This is a genomic window from Candidatus Accumulibacter sp. ACC005, from assembly GCF_907163215.1.
GTDB classification, from domain to species: domain Bacteria; phylum Pseudomonadota; class Gammaproteobacteria; order Burkholderiales; family Rhodocyclaceae; genus Accumulibacter; species Accumulibacter regalis.
Map to the genome: position 1 here is coordinate 374,116 of NZ_CAJQUB010000004.1, position 16,123 is coordinate 390,238.

Consider the following 16,123-nt stretch of genomic DNA (forward strand, 5'->3'; position numbering starts at 1 on the left):
GATGGAAACGCTATACCTGCTGATTCCGATATCTGTCGTCCTGGTCTTCCTGATCGCCATCGCTTTTTGGTGGTCATTGCGCAACGGTCAGTTTGATGACCTCGAAGGCCCGGCCTACCGCATCCTTATGGACGACGATAAGGCCACCAGACCCGTTGCGAGCGACCCCGATTCGTCGCCAGGCGATGCTGGGCGCGCGCCCAGTCGAGAGAAATCGTCGGCGGCCAATCTCCACCACTCTTGACACAAATCAAGACGACCGCGTTTGCGGTCACGATAATTGATCTCATGACGGGTGCCAATGCGCTGGCATTGTGCGCTGCAGGATGCGAAGGGCTTTTTCTCTGTTGGGGTTCGGGTGCGTTTCGGCGCACCCTTTTTTTGTATATTAGGCTTTGATGATCGAGCGGCTGGAGTTTGAGCGGTGTCAAGTTGCGCCGCAAGAGGTTAGAATAGCATCCGGAAAGCTAGTGCCCATGCGGCTGGTGAGGGCATTAAGGGCGGTGAGAACCGGTTTACAGTCATAAACGAGGTGAGTCCATGTCGGAAGCTCAGTCAACATACAACTACAAGGTGGTGCGGCAGTTTGCCGTGATGACCGTCGTCTGGGGCATTGTCGGGATGCTGGTCGGGGTGATCATCGCCGCTCAGCTGGTCTGGCCTGACCTTAACATGGGCTTTCTGCATTTCGGTCGTCTGCGTCCGCTGCACACCAACGCGGTGATCTTCGCGTTCGGCGGCAGCGCACTTTTCGCCACCTCGTATTACGTCGTTCAACGTACCTGCCACACGCGAATCTTCTCGGATGGGCTGGCGGCCTTCACTTTCTGGGGCTGGCAAGCAGTGATCGTTCTGGCGGCTATCACCCTGCCGCTGGGGATGACCCAGGGGAAAGAGTATGCCGAACTCGAGTGGCCGATCGATATCCTGATCGCGCTGGTCTGGGTCGCCTACGCGGTCGTTTTTTTCGGCACCATCGCGAAGCGCAAGGTCAGCCACATTTACGTCGCCAACTGGTTCTATGGCGGCTTCATCCTTGCCGTGGCCTTGCTGCACATTGTCAACAGCGCTGCCATTCCGGTTTCGCTGACCAAGTCCTACTCGGCCTACGCGGGCGTGCAGGACGCGATGGTGCAGTGGTGGTACGGCCACAACGCGGTCGGCTTTTTCCTGACCGCCGGCTTCCTCGGGATGATGTACTACTTCGTCCCCAAGCAGGCCGGTCGCCCGGTGTATTCGTATCGCCTGTCGGTGGTGCACTTCTGGGCGCTGATCTTCACCTACATGTGGGCCGGTCCGCACCATCTGCATTACACGGCGCTTCCCGACTGGACACAATCGGTAGGCATGCTCTTCTCGCTGATTCTCCTGGCACCGTCCTGGGGCGGCATGATCAACGGCGTGATGACCCTCTCGGGGGCCTGGCACAAGCTGCGCGACGATCCCATTCTCAAGTTCCTGATCACCTCCCTGTCGTTCTACGGGATGTCCACTTTCGAAGGCCCGATGATGGCCATCAAGACGGTCAACGCGCTGTCGCACTACACGGACTGGACGGTCGGGCATGTGCACTCCGGCGCGCTTGGCTGGGTGGCGATGATCTCGATTGGTTCGATCTACTACCTGTTGCCGCGTTTGTACGGCAAGCCGGAAATGTTCAGCGTCAGATTGATCACCGTACATTTCTGGGTGGCAACGATCGGCGTCGTGTTGTACATCGCTTCCATGTGGATCGCCGGCGTAATGCAGGGCTTGATGTGGCGCGCGGTCAATGCGGACGGTACCCTGACCTACAGCTTTGTCGAATCGGTCAAAGCCTCGTATCCGTTCTGGGCGATCCGCTTTGTCGGTGGCGTTCTCTTCCTTTCCGGCATGCTGATCATGGCCTACAACATGGTCAAGACTATGGCTGGCGGGCGCACGGTGGACGATGCGCTGGTTCTGCAACCGGCTGCCCAGCACGCCTAAGAGAGGATCGAAATGAAACTTACGCATGACAGTATCGAACGTAATGTCTGGCTGATGGTGGTGCTGACCATCCTCGTGGTCAGTGTCGGTGGCCTGGTCGAAATCGTGCCGCTCTTTTTCCAGAAGTCGACCACCGAGCCCGTGGCCGGGCTGAAGCCTTACGATCCGCTGCGCCTGACCGGGCGCGATGTCTATATCCGCGAGGGCTGCTTCCTCTGTCACTCGCAGATGATTCGTCCGTTCCGGGCTGAAACTGAGCGCTATGGCCACTATTCGGTCGCCGGCGAGTTTGTCTACGACCATCCCTTCCAGTGGGGCTCGAAGCGTACCGGCCCGGATCTGCATCGGGTCGGCGGGCGCTATTCGGACGAGTGGCACCGTGCGCACCTGATCAATCCGCGCGACGTGGTCCCCGAGTCGAACATGCCTGCCTTCGCTTTCCTCGAAGGTGCGCCCGCCGATGCTGCACTGATCGAGACCAAGATGCGTGCCTTGCGCAAGGTGGGGGTTCCCTACAGCGATGAGGAAATTGCCGGCGCCAAGGCACAACTTGAGGGCAAGAGCGAGTTGGACGCCGTCATCGCCTATCTGCAGGGAATGGGCCTCGAACTGAAGAACGCGAAGTAAGCGCATGGACATCAACGACTTACGAGCCATCGTCACCGTCGTCTCGCTGCTGACCTTCCTTGGAATAGTGTGGTGGGCGTACGGCGTGAAGGGCAACAAGAAGCGCTTCGAGGAAGCGGCCATGCTGCCGTTCATCGATGAGGAAGCGGATTGGGCCGAGCTCGGCCTGGATCGCCACGGAAAAAGGAAAGCATCATGAGTGATTTTGTCAATCAGTTCTGGAACTGGTACGTCATTCTCCTGACGGCCGTCAGTATCATTGCCTGTAGCGTCGTGCTCTGGTCGCAGAACATCACGCCGGTTTCCGGCAAGGCGGATACTACCGGTCACGTCTGGGACGAGACGCTCGAGGAGTACAACAACCCGCTGCCGAAGTGGTGGATGTGGCTTTTCCACATTACCGTGGTTTTTTCGCTGGTTTACTGTGTTCTCTATCCGACGCTGGGCAGTTTTCAGGGTGTATTGGGGTGGTCGTCCGACGGGCAGTACGCCAAGGAAGTGGCCAAGGCCGACGCCGAGACCAAGCCACTCTACGACAAGTACCTGGCGATGGATCTGCCGGCCCTGGCAGCCGACAAGGAGGGCGTCGAAACCGGCAAGCGCTTGTACCTGACCTACTGCATGCAGTGTCACGGTGCCGACGCGCGCGGCGGGAAGGGCTTCCCGAACCTCGCCGACAACGATTGGCAGTGGGGCGGCGAACCGGCCGAGATCGTCGAGACGATCAGCAATGGTCGGATGGGAGTGATGCCCGCGCACGCTCAACTGGGTGCCGAAACGATCAAGGACCTCGCGAACTATGTGCGTTCGCTGTCCGGTCTGCCGGCCGATTCGCTGCGCGCTGCCAAAGGCCAGGAGGCTTTCAACAGCGTCGGTTGCTCGGGCTGTCACGGGCCCGATGCGAAGGGAATGCATGCCCTGGGGGCGCCCAACCTGACCGACTCCATCTGGCTGTACGGCGGTTCGGAGCCGACGATCATCGAGACCATCACCAAGGGCCGCAACAACCAGATGCCGGCCTGGCAGCAGTTTCTCGGCGATGCCAAGGTGCACGTTTTGTCCGCCTACGTGCTGAGCCTCAACAAGGGCACCGAAAGCAAGTAGCTCGAGTGCTGCCTGGCCTCGCGAGAGCGGCCCCTTGGCCGCTCTTTTTTGATGGCTGGCCGAGATTCGTCGCCAGTCGTCGCTCCGCTGTCGCAATGGATGCGCTGGCAACGCGAATGCGTCATACTCACGTCCTTTCAGGGGAACACGATGAAGAAATCCACAGCCGTTGTACCTGTATTTCGTCAGCGCAGCATTGCGCTTGCCGGACTTGCCGCCGTCCTCCTTCTGGCTGGCTGCGCGAGCGATACCGCCATCATGGGAAGCGGCGCGACGGTCACCGCCAGCGACAAGACGCGCATGACACGAAGCGGTTTCCTGTCCGACTACGCGCGCCTGAAGCCAGCCCCCGGAGCTGAGGGGGTCGAGTGCTGGCGGGATACCAAGCTCGACGCCAGGAAGTACGACAAGGTGCTTATCTCGCGCATCGTCGTCTCGCTCGTCCCCCCCAAGGACCAGAGCGAGCCGCCGACCATCGATCCTAGTGACCTCAAGACGCTCACCGACTACTTCCACAATTCGCTGGTCACGGCCTTGAAGCCTCAAATGCAGGTGGTCGATAAAGCCGGCCCCGGGGTGCTCGTGATGCGCATCGCACTCACCGATCTGGTGCCGACCAAGGTCAGCGACAGCGTCGCCGGGACTCTGATTCCTTACGGTTTTGTCGTCGAAGCGGGTTCCGGTGCGGCGACCGGAAGGCCGGCGGGTTCAACGCCCTACATGGGCGAGACGGGCATGGAAATGCAGTTCCGTGATGGGGGAACGGGCACCGTCGTCGGCGAGTGCAGAGACACCGAGATCGGACGCAAATACGCGGCGGACGTCGACGGGAGCACGGTCGGCGCAGCACAAACCTGGGCCAGCGGCTATCTGAACTCCTTCCAGGCCTGGTCGTACGCCAAGAACGCTTTCGACAAATGGTCGCTGCTGGTGGCCAAGCGTCTCGGCGAACTGCGCGGCGTCAGTCCGTAAGCGAGCCAAGGCGCTGTCGCGCAGCCGGCGAGCGGCGACAGCGAGCGCCGCGATTCGTTGGCGTGCATTGGCGGCAGTCGCTTTCGGAAGGTTTCGTTCAGCCAGCTTCCGGTCCTGCCTAACGGGCCTGCCGTGCCAGCCGCAGGGCGGCTGCGCCGCTTTTCCGGTACGCGGACGCTGGCCTCCGGGTCCAGAGAAGAGTCACGAGCGCTGCCTCGGCGCCCCCTGTGCCGAGCGCCCGAATCGCTGGCGGCGCTGATGCATATCAAACCCACTTCGGCCGCCGATCGGTAATATTAGCGTTTGGTGTAATTCTGAAATTGATCGGAGCTCAGATGATGAATGAGGCGGCCAGCGGAAAGGCCAAGGCCATTCCCATCAACGTCGAAGGTTTGTACGAGAAGCACAGGACGGTTCACGCCCGCACGGTGACCGGGACGTTCAACAACTGGCGCTGGGCGATGGTTTTCTTTACCCAGGCCTTGTTCTACGGGCTGTGCTGGTTCGAATGGAATGGCCGGCAGGCGGTACTTTTCCACATCGTCGAACGCAAGTTTTACATTTTCGGCATGGTTTTCTGGCCGCAGGACGTGATCTACTTGGCGATTCTGCTGGTGATTTCGGCCTATGGGCTGTTCCTCGTCACTGCCGTCGGGGGGCGCCTGTTCTGCGGCTACGCGTGTCCACAAACCGTATACACGGAAATCCTGACGTGGATTGAACGCAAGATCGAAGGCGAACGTCCGGCGCGAATCAAGCTCGATGCACAGCCGATGAATCCGCGCAAGTTCCGGCTCAAGTTCATCAAGCATTCACTGTGGCTGTTGGTTGCGCTATGGACGGGGATTACCTTTGTCGGCTATTTCACGCCGATCAAGGAGCTGCTCGCCGAAATGGCGTCGTTCCGGATCGGGCCATGGGAAGGTTTCTGGGTGTTCTTCTACGCCTTTTTCCTGTACATGATGGCCGGTTTCCTGCGCGAACAGGTGTGCAAGTACATGTGCCCGTACGCACGCTTCCAGGGCGTGATGTTCGACCCGGACACCTTGATCATCAGTTACGATCCCGAGCGCGGCGAGCCGCGCGGGCTGCGCAAGAAGAAGGGGGGGGCGGATACGCCGCCATTGGGTGACTGTGTCGACTGCAGCATCTGTGTGCAGGTGTGCCCGACCGGTATCGATATTCGCAATGGTCTGCAGCTCGAGTGTATCGCCTGTGCGGCCTGTATCGATGCCTGCGATCAGGTGATGGACAAGGTTGGCTCGCCACGCGGGCTGATTCGCTACTCGACAGAGAATGCTCTGGCCCAACACTATACGGCGCGCGAGATCCTCGCCCACCTGTGGCGCTTCAGGACGCTGCTGTATACCGGCATCCTGCTGGCCATTGTCGTGGCCGCGGCGTGGAGTCTCAGCCAGCGCGTGCCGCTGAAGCTGGACGTGCTGCGCGATCGCTCGAGCTTGTCACGCGAGGCCACCGACGGACGTATCGAGAACGTGTTTACCCTGCGCATTTCGAATACCGACGAGGCGGCGCACCGCTATGTGATCAGCGTCAGTGGCATCGACGGTATCGATATCGTCGGCGAGCGCTTCGTTGACCTTCCGGCCGCGTCATCGGATACCGTTTCTCTCTCGGCGCGGGTCGAGCCGGGGCGCGCGAAGAAGGGCTCCAACCAGATCTTCTTCGAGGTTCGCTCCGAGACTGACGATCAAGTCTCGGTTCGTGAAAAAGCAAGTTTCTTCATGCCATGAAGAGTACGCGCGCGACCGATAGCGGCCCATGGTACCGCGAGCCCTGGCCCTGGCTAATCATGCTCGGACCGGCGGTGGTCATTGTCGCTGGTGTCGCGACGGCCTATCTGGCGGTGATCAGCAATGACGGCCTGGTGGCCGACGACTACTACAAGCAGGGACTGGCGATCAATCAACGTGGCGAGCGTGACCAGCGCGCGGCTGAATTGGGGTTGCAGGCCGAGCTGATTCTAGGCGGCAATGGCGATCGCCTGCGGGTCCTGCTGCGCGCCAACGACGGTACGGCATTGCCGGCGACGCTCGCCTTGCGCATCACGCACCCGACACGGCCGGGGTTCGATCAGAGCGTTTCATTGCGCTCCGAAGGGGGCGGCGTCTATGGAGCTGAGCTGGCGCCGATACATGGTCGCTGGCGCCTCGTTCTTGAGGACGAGCGGCAGGAATGGTTGCTGGCGGGCGACTGGGAGAGCGATAAGCAGCCCACGCTGAGGCTGACGCCGTCGGCGCGAGCGGCGGCGCCGGAAGAAAAGAATTCAGCACACAACGAAAGGTAAGTAAGCAATGGCTTGGGATCTGCTGTTTTCGAGCGACTTCGGTCTGTTCAGTGTTTTTGTGATTGTCTTCCTCCTCGGTATGTCGGTCTGGTTCCCCTATTTCTTCCGCAAGAAGATGCGCGAGGACGAACAAAGGAAGGTGCAATAGACATCGCGTAGCGTAGTCACTCTTGCCGGCCCGTACGAGTTAGGCCTTTGTCTGCGCAGGGACAGGCGCCTGCCCCGCCGCTGGCTGCAGATCGTCGTCGTGGAGAACGAAGCGACCAGCCTTGCGGTCCGCAAAATAGGCCCGCAAGCATAGGGTGACGCTCTGGAAAGCAAGTTCCTGCCACGGTACGGTGTGCTCGGCGAAGAGTGCCGTGTCGAGGGTTTCGAGGCCGGCTGCGAAGCCGGTATCGAGCAGTCGGGCACGGTAGAAGAGGTGCACCTGGTTGATGTGCGGAATGTTGACCAGTGAGAATAGCCCGCCGAGCTCGACGCGGGCACAGGCTTCTTCAAGCGTCTCGCGTGTGGCCGCCTGGCGGGTCGTTTCGCCGTTCTCCATGAAGCCCGCGGGCAGCGTCCACAAGCCATAGCGCGGGGCGATAGAACGCCGGCAAAGGAGGATTTGATCCTGCCATTCGGCGATGCAGCCGACAACCAGCTTCGGGTTTTGGTAATGGATCGCGCCACAGCACTGGCATACGTGCCGTGGCAGGTTGTCTCCTTCCGGAATCACCAGACTGACCGTCTTGCCGCATTGACTGCAGAAATTCATTTCTCGGAGTCCCCGCGCTGCTTTCGCTGACGCCGCAAGTTTATACGATTCCGGTAGGCGGGACCTTGCCTGCGGCGAAGGCAGCGATCTTGCCCGTACGGGGAGGGGAGGCGCGCGTTGCGCGCGGCGCGAGCGGGCATTGGTCGCGATGCCCGAAACGCGGCAATCTTTCGCCGAATAGGGGCGGCCTTGCCGCGCGAGACGTGTCTGCAACGTGCAATCTGGCTACAATGCGCGACAATGCTGTGTTAAGTCAGCGACGCGCTTTGAAGCGCGATGACAAAGGGGGGCTGGATGTTTCTGATTGTTGGCTACGTAATCATTCTGGTGTCAGCGCTAGGGACCTACGCGGTTCACGGCAGCCTGGCGGCACTGTGGGTGCCCCTTGAGTATATTGCGATCGTTGGCTTGACGATCGGTGGCTTTGTCGCCAGCAACGATCTGAAGATCATCAAATCGACGATTGGCGCCTTGCCGGGAATCTTCAAGGGTTCGAAGTTCACCAAGGTTCTCTACGTCGACCTGCTGGCAATGCTCTTCGAGGTCTTGGCAAAGGTGCGCAAGGAAGGGCTGATGTCGATCGAAAACGACGTCGAGAACCCGCACGACAGCCCGATCTTCAGCAAGTATCCAACGCTCGCCAAGGATCATCATGTGATGGAGTTTATCACCGACTATTTGCGCATGATGGTCGGTGGCAACCTCAACGCCATCGAGATCGAGAATCTGATGGATATCGAGATCGAAACCCACCACCACGAGGTGGAGACGCCGGGACACGTCGTCTCCAAGGTGGCCGACGCGGTTCCGGCGTTTGGTATCATCGTCGCCGTGATGGGCGTGGTGAACGTCATGGGCTCGGTTGGCGAGCCGCCGGCAGTGCTCGGAAAAATGATCGGTGGCGCGCTGGTCGGCACCTTTCTCGGTATTCTCATCGCGTACGGTTTCGTTTCGCCAGTGGCCAGTCTGCTGGAGCAGAAGGCACAGGATGGTTCGAAGATCTATCAGGTGATCAAGGTCGTCCTGCTGGCGTCGATGTCCGGCTACGCGCCGCAGGTGGCCGTCGAGTTCGGTCGCAAGACCCTGGCCTCCGGGGTACGTCCGACGTTTGGCGAGCTTGAGGAAGAACTCAAGAACCGCAAAGGCAAATAGGGCATGCCGATGCGGCTGACGGGAGGCGATGAATGACTGACGATGTACGCCCGATAGTCATCAAGCGGATCAAGAAGGTGGCTGGCGGTCACCATGGCGGCGCCTGGAAGATCGCCTACGCCGACTTCGTTACGGCGATGATGGCGTTTTTCCTGCTCATGTGGCTCCTTGGCTCGACGGCCAGCGGCGATCTGCAGGGAATCGCCGACTATTTCCAGAACCCACTGAAGATCGCTTCGCAGGGAGGCTCGGGGACAGGCGACAGTTCGAGCGTTCTCAAGGGTGGCGGGCAGGACTTGACACGCAGCGCCGGCCAGGTCAAGAAGGGCGACATCGACGCCAAGAGCAAGACCATCAACCTCAAGGAAACCAACGCCGAACACGCGCGCAAGGTCTTCGAAGAGCGCGAGGCGCAGATGCTGGGGAAGCTCAAGGAGAACATCGAAAAGCTGATTGAAAGCAATCCCGCGCTCAGGCAGTTCAAGAGCCAGCTGTTGATCGACATTACCAGCGAGGGTTTGCGCATCCAAATCGTCGATGAGCAGAATCGCCCGATGTTCGATACCAGCAGCGCCGAGCTGAAGAGTTATACGCGCACAATTCTGCATGAAATCGGCAAGGCGCTGAATGCCGTACCGAACAAGTTGAGCCTCTCCGGGCACACCGACGCCGCGCAGTTCAGTGGCGGCGACAGGGGTTTCTCGAACTGGGAGTTATCGGCCAATCGTGCCAACGCGTCCCGGCGCGAGCTGATCGCCGGTGGCATGGATGAACACAAGGTGTTGCGCGTTGTCGGTCTTGCGTCCACGGTGCTCTTTGACAAGAACGATCCGCTCAGCTCGATCAATCGCCGGATCAGTATCATCGTCCTCAACAGGCGGGCGGAAGAATCCCTGTTGCAGGAAGACGGCAAGGCGGATGCGGTCGAGGTCGGTGGCGAGGGAATCGATGCCGGTGCCATCGCGGCGCCGCCGGGGAGTGGGCGCGGGGGGTAGCGTCCTAGAGCGGCCGATGGCTTGAGCGGTCGCTCACGAAAAGCACGGTCACTCTCGTGAGGAGGACTCGAATGAGAAGGCGTGAACTCCGCAACGGTGTGCTGACCGTTGCACTGCTGGCAGCGAGTGCGGCTTTTTCCTGGGCGGGTGAGGAATTCGCGGCGGTCGCTGCGGAGAATTCGCCGAAGGTGTCAAGTGCGCCGAGCGCGGCGAGCGGCCAGGAAGCTCGCTACGGTGCGCATGTGGGCGCTGACGGATGGGTGGATTTCGTCGTCCATGCGCCTGCGGCGACGGCGGTAGACCTCCTGCTGTACGACGATCCAAGGGCGCGCACGCCGCAGCGGCGGGTGGCCATGACCCCTGCCGGTGACGACTGGAAGGCCCGGGTTCGCGGCAGCAGGCACGGGCCTGCCCTGTTCTATATGTATCAGGCCAGTGGTCCGCGTGAGGTCTCGCCAGAACGGCCCTTCGGCGCCTTGTTCAACCCCGCGTACGTGCTCAACGACCCGTACGCGTATCGCACCGAAAACGTCAACTACGACGCCTTCTTCGCCACTGTCCCGTTCACGGACATGACCACCCCGGTCTATGCCGGCGGTGGCAAGAGCGTGGTCTACGACCATTCCGGCGACGGTTTTCCGGGGCACGTGCGCATTGCACCCGAGGATCTGATCGTCTACGAACTGCACGTGCAGGACTACACCGCCACCCTCGAAGGACTTCCGGCGGCGCGGCGCGGGACCTATCTCGGGCTGGCTCGCGGCTGGACTCAAGACCCCGGGCGGCCTTGCCGCTGGGATCGATCATCTGGTCGAACTGGGCGTGAACGCGGTCGAACTGATGCCGGTCATGGAGTACGACGAGCAGAGCGGCAACCAGAGCGGCCGCCTCAATCACTGGGGCTACATGACCAGCAATTTCTTTGCTCCGGAGGCGCGTTATGCGGCTTCTCCGGGTCGCCAGGTCGTCGAGCTCAAGCAGCTGGTGAGGGCTTTGCATCAACGCGGCATCGCGGTGTTCTTGGACGTGGTCTATAACCATACGGCCGAGCAATCCCCCTGGGTCAGCGACGGCCGCCTGGCGGCCAAGTGCTTCAACCTGATGTGCCTGGCGGCGGATCGCGTTTACCGTCCGACGTCGGACGGGCGTTATTACCTGAACAACACCGGTACCGGCAACGACGTCGATTTCTCCGGCGGCAAGCGCTACAGCAAGCAGCTGGTTCGCGATTCTCTCGCCATGTGGCACCAGATCTACGGGATCGACGGTTTCCGCTTCGATCTGGCGAGGATTCTCGCCGAGGGTTCGCACGACGCTGCGGATTGGGTGGACAACGATCCTCGCTATGCGACCGCGCATCTGCATGCCGAACCATGGGACATGGGTGGGCAGTGGTGGGACTTCATGGACAGCGACGGCTGGAGTGCCGACAACAACCGCTGGGCGAAATGGCTCGGTCACTACCGCGACAAGGTCCGGCGCTTCTCGCAATCCAGCCTGAATGACCCGGACGCTTTCAAGCAGCTCATCGAAGGGCGTGGCTCGGTGAGCCGTGGCGCTGGACCGGCAGCGTCGAGCAGGCCATGGCGGTCCATTAACCTGCTCGCCGTTCATGACGGCTATACGTTGCGCGATTGCACCTGGTTCAACGATTCCGATGGCTCGCAGAATTGCTGGGACAGCAACCAGGACGAGGATCTGCGCCGCCAGCGCGAGAAGCTGTTGCTCGGCATTCTGCTCACTTCGCAGGGAGTGCCGGTAATTCTCCAGGGTGACGAATTCGGGCGTAGCAAGGCGGGAGCCGCTGCGCAGGAGGGCGCGCGCAATAGCTATAACTACGAGTCCAGTACCGGCGACCTGGCGGTGAACCGGGTGAACTGGATCGACTGGCGGCTGAAGGACGGCGACAACAGCGCTTCGCCCACTGGACCAGCGTACGGCAAGGAGCTGTTCGAGTGGACTCGCGGCCTGATCACTCTGCGCAAGAAGTGGAGTCATTTCCGCCGCCACGACTTTGCGCGCTACGTGCATGCGGCCACTGACGACCGCGCCGGGCCGATCAACGATGGTGGGTTCAGCTACGTCTGGGAGGGTCCCCGCAGCGGCGAGCCGACGCAACTGGCTGTCGTCTGGTGGGGCAAGGCCGGCGAACCTGACCTGATGGTCATCTACAACGAGGGTTGGGAACCGTTCAAGGTCGACAACCTGTCGCACTGGTCGCGGGGAAACTGGAAAATCCTCGCGCGTTCATGGCACGGTCCCGGCCAGGACATGTGTCGTGGCAAGTGGAAGCAATGCCCCGCCGCGGGCAGCGCGGTGACTGTCGCCGGGCGCTCTATGGCGATCCTCGTCAGCGACAATGACTGATGCCATGAGCGGCGACCGATTGCCAGCGTTCTGCCGCCGGCCGAAAGGCGCGTGCAGACAGCAAGGAGGCCGCTCTGCGGCGGCCTCTCCGGCGTTCAAAAGGCGGCGCCTTCAGTCGTGCGGAACGGTCTCGGCGAAGGCGGAGCGCGCCAGCAGTTTGTCGTAGAGGCGGCCCAGCTTGGGGTGCTGTTCCTGCCATGTGATGTCCGGGAAGCGGAAGGCAAGGTAGCCAAGGGCACAGCCCACGGCGACGTCGGCGAGCGAAAAATGCATGCCCATGCAGAACGCCTTGTCACCGAGCTCGCCGGCCATGAACTCCAGGCTGCGGGCGATCTTCTCTTCCTGGCGGCTAATCCAGTCGGCGCCCTGCTGAGCGGCCGGGCGCTTCTTTTCGAGGAAGGTCAGCGCGGCGGCATCGCAGACGCCGTCAGCCAGCGCCTCCCAGCGCTTGACTTCAATGCGTTCACGATTCTGGCTCGGCATTAATTTGTTGTTCGGGGCGACATTGTCGAGGTACTCGACAATCACTCGCGAATCGAACAGGCTGGTGTTGTCGTCGAGGAGAAGGACCGGAATCTTGCCCAGTGGGTTGACGTTGGTTACCTGGGTTGCCGGAGTCCACGGCGAGTCGAGCTCAAACTCATAGTCGATTTTCTTTTCTGCCAGAACGACGCGCGCCTTGCGGACGTAGGGGCTGGTCAGTGATCCGATGAGTTTCATTTGCTTCCTGATGGTAAATATTTGCGCACAATTATAGCATCGCAGCCGTATCCCGATGACGAGCGCCTGCCGCGGACAGGTAAAATAGCGGGCTACCCTGCATACGCCTCAAGGACGCCCGCCATGCCCGCCGATTCCGCACTTGTTTCCCTTTCGCCGCTTGACGGCCGCTACGCGGGCAAGCTCGATTCGCTGCGCCCCCAATTTTCCGAATACGGCCTGATCCATCGTCGTTTGCAGGTCGAGATCGAGTGGTTGAAGGCCTTGGCTGCCGAGCCACACTTCGCCGAGATTCCGCCCTTTTCGCCGGGAACGCTGCACGTGCTTGACTCTCTGATCAGCGATTTCGATCCGCAGCAGGCGGGCGAGGTGAAAGCGATCGAGGCGGTGACCAATCACGATGTCAAGGCGCTCGAGTACTGGATCAAGAAGCGCCTGGCGGGCAACGCGGAAGTGATGGCCGTCGCCGAGTTCATTCATTTCGCGTGTACTTCCGAGGACATCAACAACCTGGCGCACGCGCTGATGTTGCAGACGGCGCGTGACGAAACGCTGTTGCCGATGCTCGACCGGATTGTCGCGCGGCTTCGCCATCTGGCGCACGAATTTGCCGAATTGCCGATGATGTCGCGTACGCACGGCCAGCCGGCGACGCCGACGACGCTGGGCAAGGAAATGGCCAACGTCGTCCATCGCCTCGCCCGTGCCCGCGCCGGGATCGCCCGGGTTTCGCTGCTCGGCAAGATCAACGGTGCGGTGGGCAACTACAACGCCCATCTTGCGGCTTACCCGGATTTCGACTGGGAGAATCTGGCGCGCGGCTTCGTCGAATCACTGGGTCTGGAGTTCAATCCCTACACCATTCAGATCGAGCCGCACGACGCCATGTCGGAGCTGTTCGATGCCTTTGCGCGCGCCAACCTGATTCTTGTCGATCTCAACCGCGATATCTGGGGCTATATCTCGCTCGGCTTCTTCAGGCAGAAGCTCAAGGCTGGCGAGATTGGTTCGTCGACGATGCCGCACAAGGTCAACCCGATCGATTTCGAGAACTCGGAAGGAAACCTCGGCCTCGCCAATGCGCTACTGCGCCATCTTGCCGAGAAGCTGCCGATCTCGCGCTGGCAGCGCGACCTTACCGATTCGACAGTGTTGCGCAATATGGGCGTGGCGCTTGGCTATACGCTGCTCGCCTACGACTCGCTGCTGCGCGGCCTGAACAAGCTCGAAGCCGACGCGGCGCGGCTACACGCAGATCTCGACGCCAACTGGGAACTGCTCGCCGAGCCGGTACAGACGGTAATGCGGCGCTATGCGGTCGCCAATCCCTACGAAAAGCTCAAGGAACTGACCCGCGGCAAACGCGTTTCGCGGCAGGCGATGCACGACTTCGTCGAGTCGCTGGAGATTCCGCCGGCAGCCAAGGCCGAACTGCTTGCGCTGACGCCCTGGGACTACACCGGCAAGGCCGCCGAACTGGCGAGGAGAATCTGATGCGCCCCGATGCCAACGCCGCACCTGCGCCGACGACCCCCGGCGAAGCGCTCGAGCCGATCGTTTGCGGGAGCTGCCAGCGGACGCTGCCAGGCGACTCACGCTACTGCCCCCACTGCTGCGGCCTGGACGGTCGGCGTGGAGCAACCGAAGCGGGAATCTTTCTCGGCGCCGTGCTGGGTGTGCTCGCCGGCGGTCTGATCACTGCCGTCTGGTCTTCTGTCGTCGGCACTGAACAAACACGCTGGAGCCACGTGCTGGCGACACTCGCGACGTGCATCATCGTCGGCGTGGTGATCGGTGTCGTGCGCACGCGCAAGCGCTGAAGATGGCGCAATTTGCCGAGAATCTGAAAAAGCTGCCGGGAGTGTCGCATGTCGCGGCGATCAAGCTCCTCGACGCTGCCGGCGAAGTGCTGGCAGTGATCGAGAACAAGCCCGGCAGTCAGGGCTCACTGGCGGTCTACAACCACCTCGCCCAGACCTATGGGGCGATCACCCCGGAGGCGGCGAGGAAGGGCCTGGAGATGTTTGCCGAGCACACCGAGGACGCGCGTGCGAACCCGGGAAAGCATGCCAATATCGATCGTCTGTTGGCGCTCGTCGAGGAGCGCAAGACTTTGCGCACCAAGCACATTTTCGCCGTCTGATTGAGACCGGGCAGTGTGCGCGCAGCCGCGCGCAAGCAAAACTTTCCGAGTTCGGAAAGTTCACACCACGGCGCCGTCCTCGTTGGCGCCTTCGATCTTCTTCTTCGGCCTGACGAACTGCTCGCGTGAGACACCGAGCCACATCACCAGCGGGCTGGCGACCAGTACCGACGAGTAGATGCCGAAACAGATGCCGATGGTCAGAGCCAGGGCGAAGTAATAGAGCGTCTCGCCGCCGAAGATGAGCATCGAGAGAACCATTATCTGGGTCGATCCGTGGGTGATCATGGTGCGCGAGATGGTGCTGGTGATCGCGTGGTCGAGAACCTGTGGCGTGGTCAGGCCGCGAGTTTTCTTGAAGGTCTCGCGGACACGGTCGAAGACCACGACTGACTCGTTGACCGAGTAGCCAAGGACGGCGAGCACCGCCGCCAGGACTGACAGCGAGAACTCCCACTGGAAGAAGGCGAAGAAACCCAGGATGATGACCACGTCGTGCAGGTTGGCAATGATCGCCGATATCGAGAATCGCCATTCAAAACGAAACGACAGGTAGAGGACGATACCGATGATCACCACCAGCAGCGCCAGGGCACCGTTCTCTGCCAGTTCTCTACCGACCTGCGGGCCAACGAATTCGACGCGGCGCAGGGTGGCGCCGGGCGCCTCGACGGCGAGGGCCTCGATCACCGCTTCACCGATCCTGGCCGTGTTCTGATCGGCCCTCAGTGGCAGGCGAACCAGAACGTCCTGGCTGGAGCCGAAATGCTGTACCGAGAGGTCGGTATAGCCCGCTTTGCCGAGTCCGTCACGGACTTTTTCCAGGTCGGCTGTCTGCGTGTAGTGAAGCTCGACGAGCGTTCCGCCAGTGAACTCGACGGAGAGATGCAGACCGCGGGTGAACAGGAAGGCCACCGCCAGCAGGAAGGTGAGCAACGAAATGACGTTGAACACCAGCGCATGGCGCATGAACGGGATGTCTTTGCTGATCCGGAAGAATTCCATCGTGG

The 16,123-nt window shown here is 61.1% G+C and carries 18 protein-coding genes and 1 pseudogene; 16 read left to right on the forward strand and 3 right to left on the reverse strand.

Annotation, left to right across the window (positions count from 1 at the left end):
* The first annotated feature begins 1 nt into the window (after window position 1).
* The 9 genes from ccoS to QZ613_RS04680 all read left to right on the forward strand — a co-directional run bounded on the left by ccoS (window position 2) and on the right by QZ613_RS04680 (window position 7,127).
* Entirely contained in the window at window positions 2-244 is a 243-nt protein-coding gene (gene ccoS / locus QZ613_RS04640) for a cbb3-type cytochrome oxidase assembly protein CcoS (RefSeq protein WP_291864490.1), read from the forward strand.
* Between the two features lie 296 nt (window positions 245-540).
* Window positions 541-1,968 carry a cytochrome-c oxidase, cbb3-type subunit I gene (gene ccoN / locus QZ613_RS04645; RefSeq protein WP_291864487.1) on the forward strand — a complete coding sequence of 476 codons (1,428 nt, stop codon included), beginning with the start codon at window positions 541-543 and terminating at the stop codon, window positions 1,966-1,968.
* A 12-nt stretch (window positions 1,969-1,980) separates the two neighbouring features.
* Window positions 1,981-2,595, forward strand: coding sequence for a cytochrome-c oxidase, cbb3-type subunit II (ccoO, locus tag QZ613_RS04650; protein ID WP_043565435.1), 615 nt, complete (start codon window positions 1,981-1,983; stop codon window positions 2,593-2,595).
* A 4-nt stretch (window positions 2,596-2,599) separates the two neighbouring features.
* Window positions 2,600-2,794 (forward strand): CcoQ/FixQ family Cbb3-type cytochrome c oxidase assembly chaperone, encoded by a 195-nt coding sequence (locus tag QZ613_RS04655; RefSeq protein WP_043565437.1) that lies wholly within the window; start codon window positions 2,600-2,602, stop codon window positions 2,792-2,794.
* Window positions 2,791-3,699: a cytochrome-c oxidase, cbb3-type subunit III gene (gene ccoP / locus QZ613_RS04660; RefSeq protein WP_291981646.1), complete on the forward strand. Its 909-nt coding sequence runs from the start codon at window positions 2,791-2,793 to the stop codon at window positions 3,697-3,699. The genes QZ613_RS04655 and ccoP overlap by 4 nt, the downstream gene beginning before the upstream one ends.
* Before the next feature lie 150 nt (window positions 3,700-3,849).
* A complete protein-coding gene (locus QZ613_RS04665; protein ID WP_043565441.1) occupies window positions 3,850-4,671 on the forward strand; it encodes a DUF3313 domain-containing protein in 822 nt (273 codons plus the stop codon).
* A 338-nt stretch (window positions 4,672-5,009) separates the two neighbouring features.
* Window positions 5,010-6,425 (forward strand): cytochrome c oxidase accessory protein CcoG, encoded by a 1,416-nt coding sequence (gene ccoG, locus QZ613_RS04670; protein ID WP_291981709.1) that lies wholly within the window; start codon window positions 5,010-5,012, stop codon window positions 6,423-6,425.
* Window positions 6,422-6,979 carry a FixH family protein gene (locus QZ613_RS04675; protein ID WP_043565443.1) on the forward strand — a complete coding sequence of 186 codons (558 nt, stop codon included), beginning with the start codon at window positions 6,422-6,424 and terminating at the stop codon, window positions 6,977-6,979. The genes ccoG and QZ613_RS04675 overlap by 4 nt, the downstream gene beginning before the upstream one ends.
* A gap of 7 nt (window positions 6,980-6,986) precedes the next feature.
* The gene (locus QZ613_RS04680) at window positions 6,987-7,127 is read left to right on the forward strand and encodes a DUF3149 domain-containing protein (protein ID WP_291981648.1); all 141 of its coding nucleotides are present in this window, start codon (window positions 6,987-6,989) and stop codon (window positions 7,125-7,127) included.
* A 39-nt stretch (window positions 7,128-7,166) separates the two neighbouring features.
* Here the strand turns inward: QZ613_RS04680 and QZ613_RS04685 are convergent, their stop codons facing one another.
* Window positions 7,167-7,736, reverse strand: coding sequence for an NUDIX hydrolase (locus QZ613_RS04685; RefSeq protein WP_291981650.1), 570 nt, complete (start codon window positions 7,734-7,736; stop codon window positions 7,167-7,169).
* A 294-nt stretch (window positions 7,737-8,030) separates the two neighbouring features.
* Between QZ613_RS04685 and motA the strand changes: the two genes are divergently transcribed.
* The 4 genes and pseudogenes from motA (at window position 8,031) to QZ613_RS04705 (ending at window position 12,250) form a co-directional block, all read left to right on the forward strand.
* A complete protein-coding gene (motA, locus tag QZ613_RS04690) occupies window positions 8,031-8,888 on the forward strand; it encodes a flagellar motor stator protein MotA (protein ID WP_043565446.1) in 858 nt (285 codons plus the stop codon).
* Between the two features lie 32 nt (window positions 8,889-8,920).
* Window positions 8,921-9,883 carry a flagellar motor protein MotB gene (gene motB / locus QZ613_RS04695; RefSeq protein WP_043565448.1) on the forward strand — a complete coding sequence of 321 codons (963 nt, stop codon included), beginning with the start codon at window positions 8,921-8,923 and terminating at the stop codon, window positions 9,881-9,883.
* Window positions 9,884-9,954: 71 nt separating this feature from the next.
* Window positions 9,955-10,386, forward strand: a pseudogene (locus QZ613_RS04700) (hypothetical protein); the annotation flags it as partial.
* Between the two features lie 319 nt (window positions 10,387-10,705).
* Complete coding sequence (locus QZ613_RS04705) at window positions 10,706-12,250, forward strand: alpha-amylase family glycosyl hydrolase (protein ID WP_291981652.1); 1,545 nt, start codon at window positions 10,706-10,708, stop codon at window positions 12,248-12,250.
* A 111-nt stretch (window positions 12,251-12,361) separates the two neighbouring features.
* On the opposite strand, the gene QZ613_RS04710 is transcribed toward QZ613_RS04705, so the two are convergent.
* Window positions 12,362-12,970: a glutathione S-transferase gene (locus tag QZ613_RS04710; protein ID WP_291864467.1), complete on the reverse strand. Its 609-nt coding sequence runs from the start codon at window positions 12,968-12,970 to the stop codon at window positions 12,362-12,364.
* Window positions 12,971-13,093: 123 nt separating this feature from the next.
* Between QZ613_RS04710 and purB the strand changes: the two genes are divergently transcribed.
* The 3 genes from purB to QZ613_RS04725 are packed head-to-tail and all read left to right on the forward strand — an operon-like array spanning window position 13,094 to window position 15,113.
* Window positions 13,094-14,464, forward strand: coding sequence for an adenylosuccinate lyase (purB, locus tag QZ613_RS04715; protein WP_043565451.1), 1,371 nt, complete (start codon window positions 13,094-13,096; stop codon window positions 14,462-14,464).
* A complete protein-coding gene (locus tag QZ613_RS04720) occupies window positions 14,464-14,790 on the forward strand; it encodes a hypothetical protein (RefSeq protein ID WP_043565453.1) in 327 nt (108 codons plus the stop codon). The genes purB and QZ613_RS04720 overlap by 1 nt, the downstream gene beginning before the upstream one ends.
* A 2-nt stretch (window positions 14,791-14,792) precedes the next feature.
* On the forward strand, window positions 14,793-15,113 hold the full coding sequence (locus QZ613_RS04725; protein ID WP_043565455.1) for a DUF2322 family protein: 321 nt from the start codon (window positions 14,793-14,795) through the stop codon (window positions 15,111-15,113).
* A gap of 60 nt (window positions 15,114-15,173) precedes the next feature.
* Here the strand turns inward: QZ613_RS04725 and secF are convergent, their stop codons facing one another.
* Window positions 15,174-16,118, reverse strand: coding sequence for a protein translocase subunit SecF (gene secF, locus QZ613_RS04730; RefSeq protein WP_043565457.1), 945 nt, complete (start codon window positions 16,116-16,118; stop codon window positions 15,174-15,176).
* Window positions 16,119-16,123 lie beyond the last annotated feature (5 nt).

What these genes read in the sequence shown, in the direction of transcription:
- purB (WP_043565451.1), top strand. Translation starts at nt 13,094, where the DNA reads ATGCCCGCCGATTCCGCACTTGTTTCCCTTTCGCCGCTTGACGGCCGC.
- QZ613_RS04710 (WP_291864467.1), bottom strand. Translation starts at nt 12,970, where the DNA reads ATGAAACTCATCGGATCACTGACCAGCCCCTACGTCCGCAAGGCGCGC.
- QZ613_RS04725 (WP_043565455.1), top strand. Translation starts at nt 14,793, where the DNA reads ATGGCGCAATTTGCCGAGAATCTGAAAAAGCTGCCGGGAGTGTCGCAT.
- QZ613_RS04665 (WP_043565441.1), top strand. Translation starts at nt 3,850, where the DNA reads ATGAAGAAATCCACAGCCGTTGTACCTGTATTTCGTCAGCGCAGCATT.
- QZ613_RS04655 (WP_043565437.1), top strand. Translation starts at nt 2,600, where the DNA reads ATGGACATCAACGACTTACGAGCCATCGTCACCGTCGTCTCGCTGCTG.
- QZ613_RS04675 (WP_043565443.1), top strand. Translation starts at nt 6,422, where the DNA reads ATGAAGAGTACGCGCGCGACCGATAGCGGCCCATGGTACCGCGAGCCC.
- QZ613_RS04680 (WP_291981648.1), top strand. Translation starts at nt 6,987, where the DNA reads ATGGCTTGGGATCTGCTGTTTTCGAGCGACTTCGGTCTGTTCAGTGTT.
- ccoN (WP_291864487.1), top strand. Translation starts at nt 541, where the DNA reads ATGTCGGAAGCTCAGTCAACATACAACTACAAGGTGGTGCGGCAGTTT.
- ccoO (WP_043565435.1), top strand. Translation starts at nt 1,981, where the DNA reads ATGAAACTTACGCATGACAGTATCGAACGTAATGTCTGGCTGATGGTG.
- motA (WP_043565446.1), top strand. Translation starts at nt 8,031, where the DNA reads ATGTTTCTGATTGTTGGCTACGTAATCATTCTGGTGTCAGCGCTAGGG.
- ccoS (WP_291864490.1), top strand. Translation starts at nt 2, where the DNA reads ATGGAAACGCTATACCTGCTGATTCCGATATCTGTCGTCCTGGTCTTC.
- ccoG (WP_291981709.1), top strand. Translation starts at nt 5,010, where the DNA reads ATGAATGAGGCGGCCAGCGGAAAGGCCAAGGCCATTCCCATCAACGTC.
- motB (WP_043565448.1), top strand. Translation starts at nt 8,921, where the DNA reads ATGACTGACGATGTACGCCCGATAGTCATCAAGCGGATCAAGAAGGTG.
- QZ613_RS04720 (WP_043565453.1), top strand. Translation starts at nt 14,464, where the DNA reads ATGCGCCCCGATGCCAACGCCGCACCTGCGCCGACGACCCCCGGCGAA.
- secF (WP_043565457.1), bottom strand. Translation starts at nt 16,118, where the DNA reads ATGGAATTCTTCCGGATCAGCAAAGACATCCCGTTCATGCGCCATGCG.
- ccoP (WP_291981646.1), top strand. Translation starts at nt 2,791, where the DNA reads ATGAGTGATTTTGTCAATCAGTTCTGGAACTGGTACGTCATTCTCCTG.
- QZ613_RS04685 (WP_291981650.1), bottom strand. Translation starts at nt 7,736, where the DNA reads ATGAATTTCTGCAGTCAATGCGGCAAGACGGTCAGTCTGGTGATTCCG.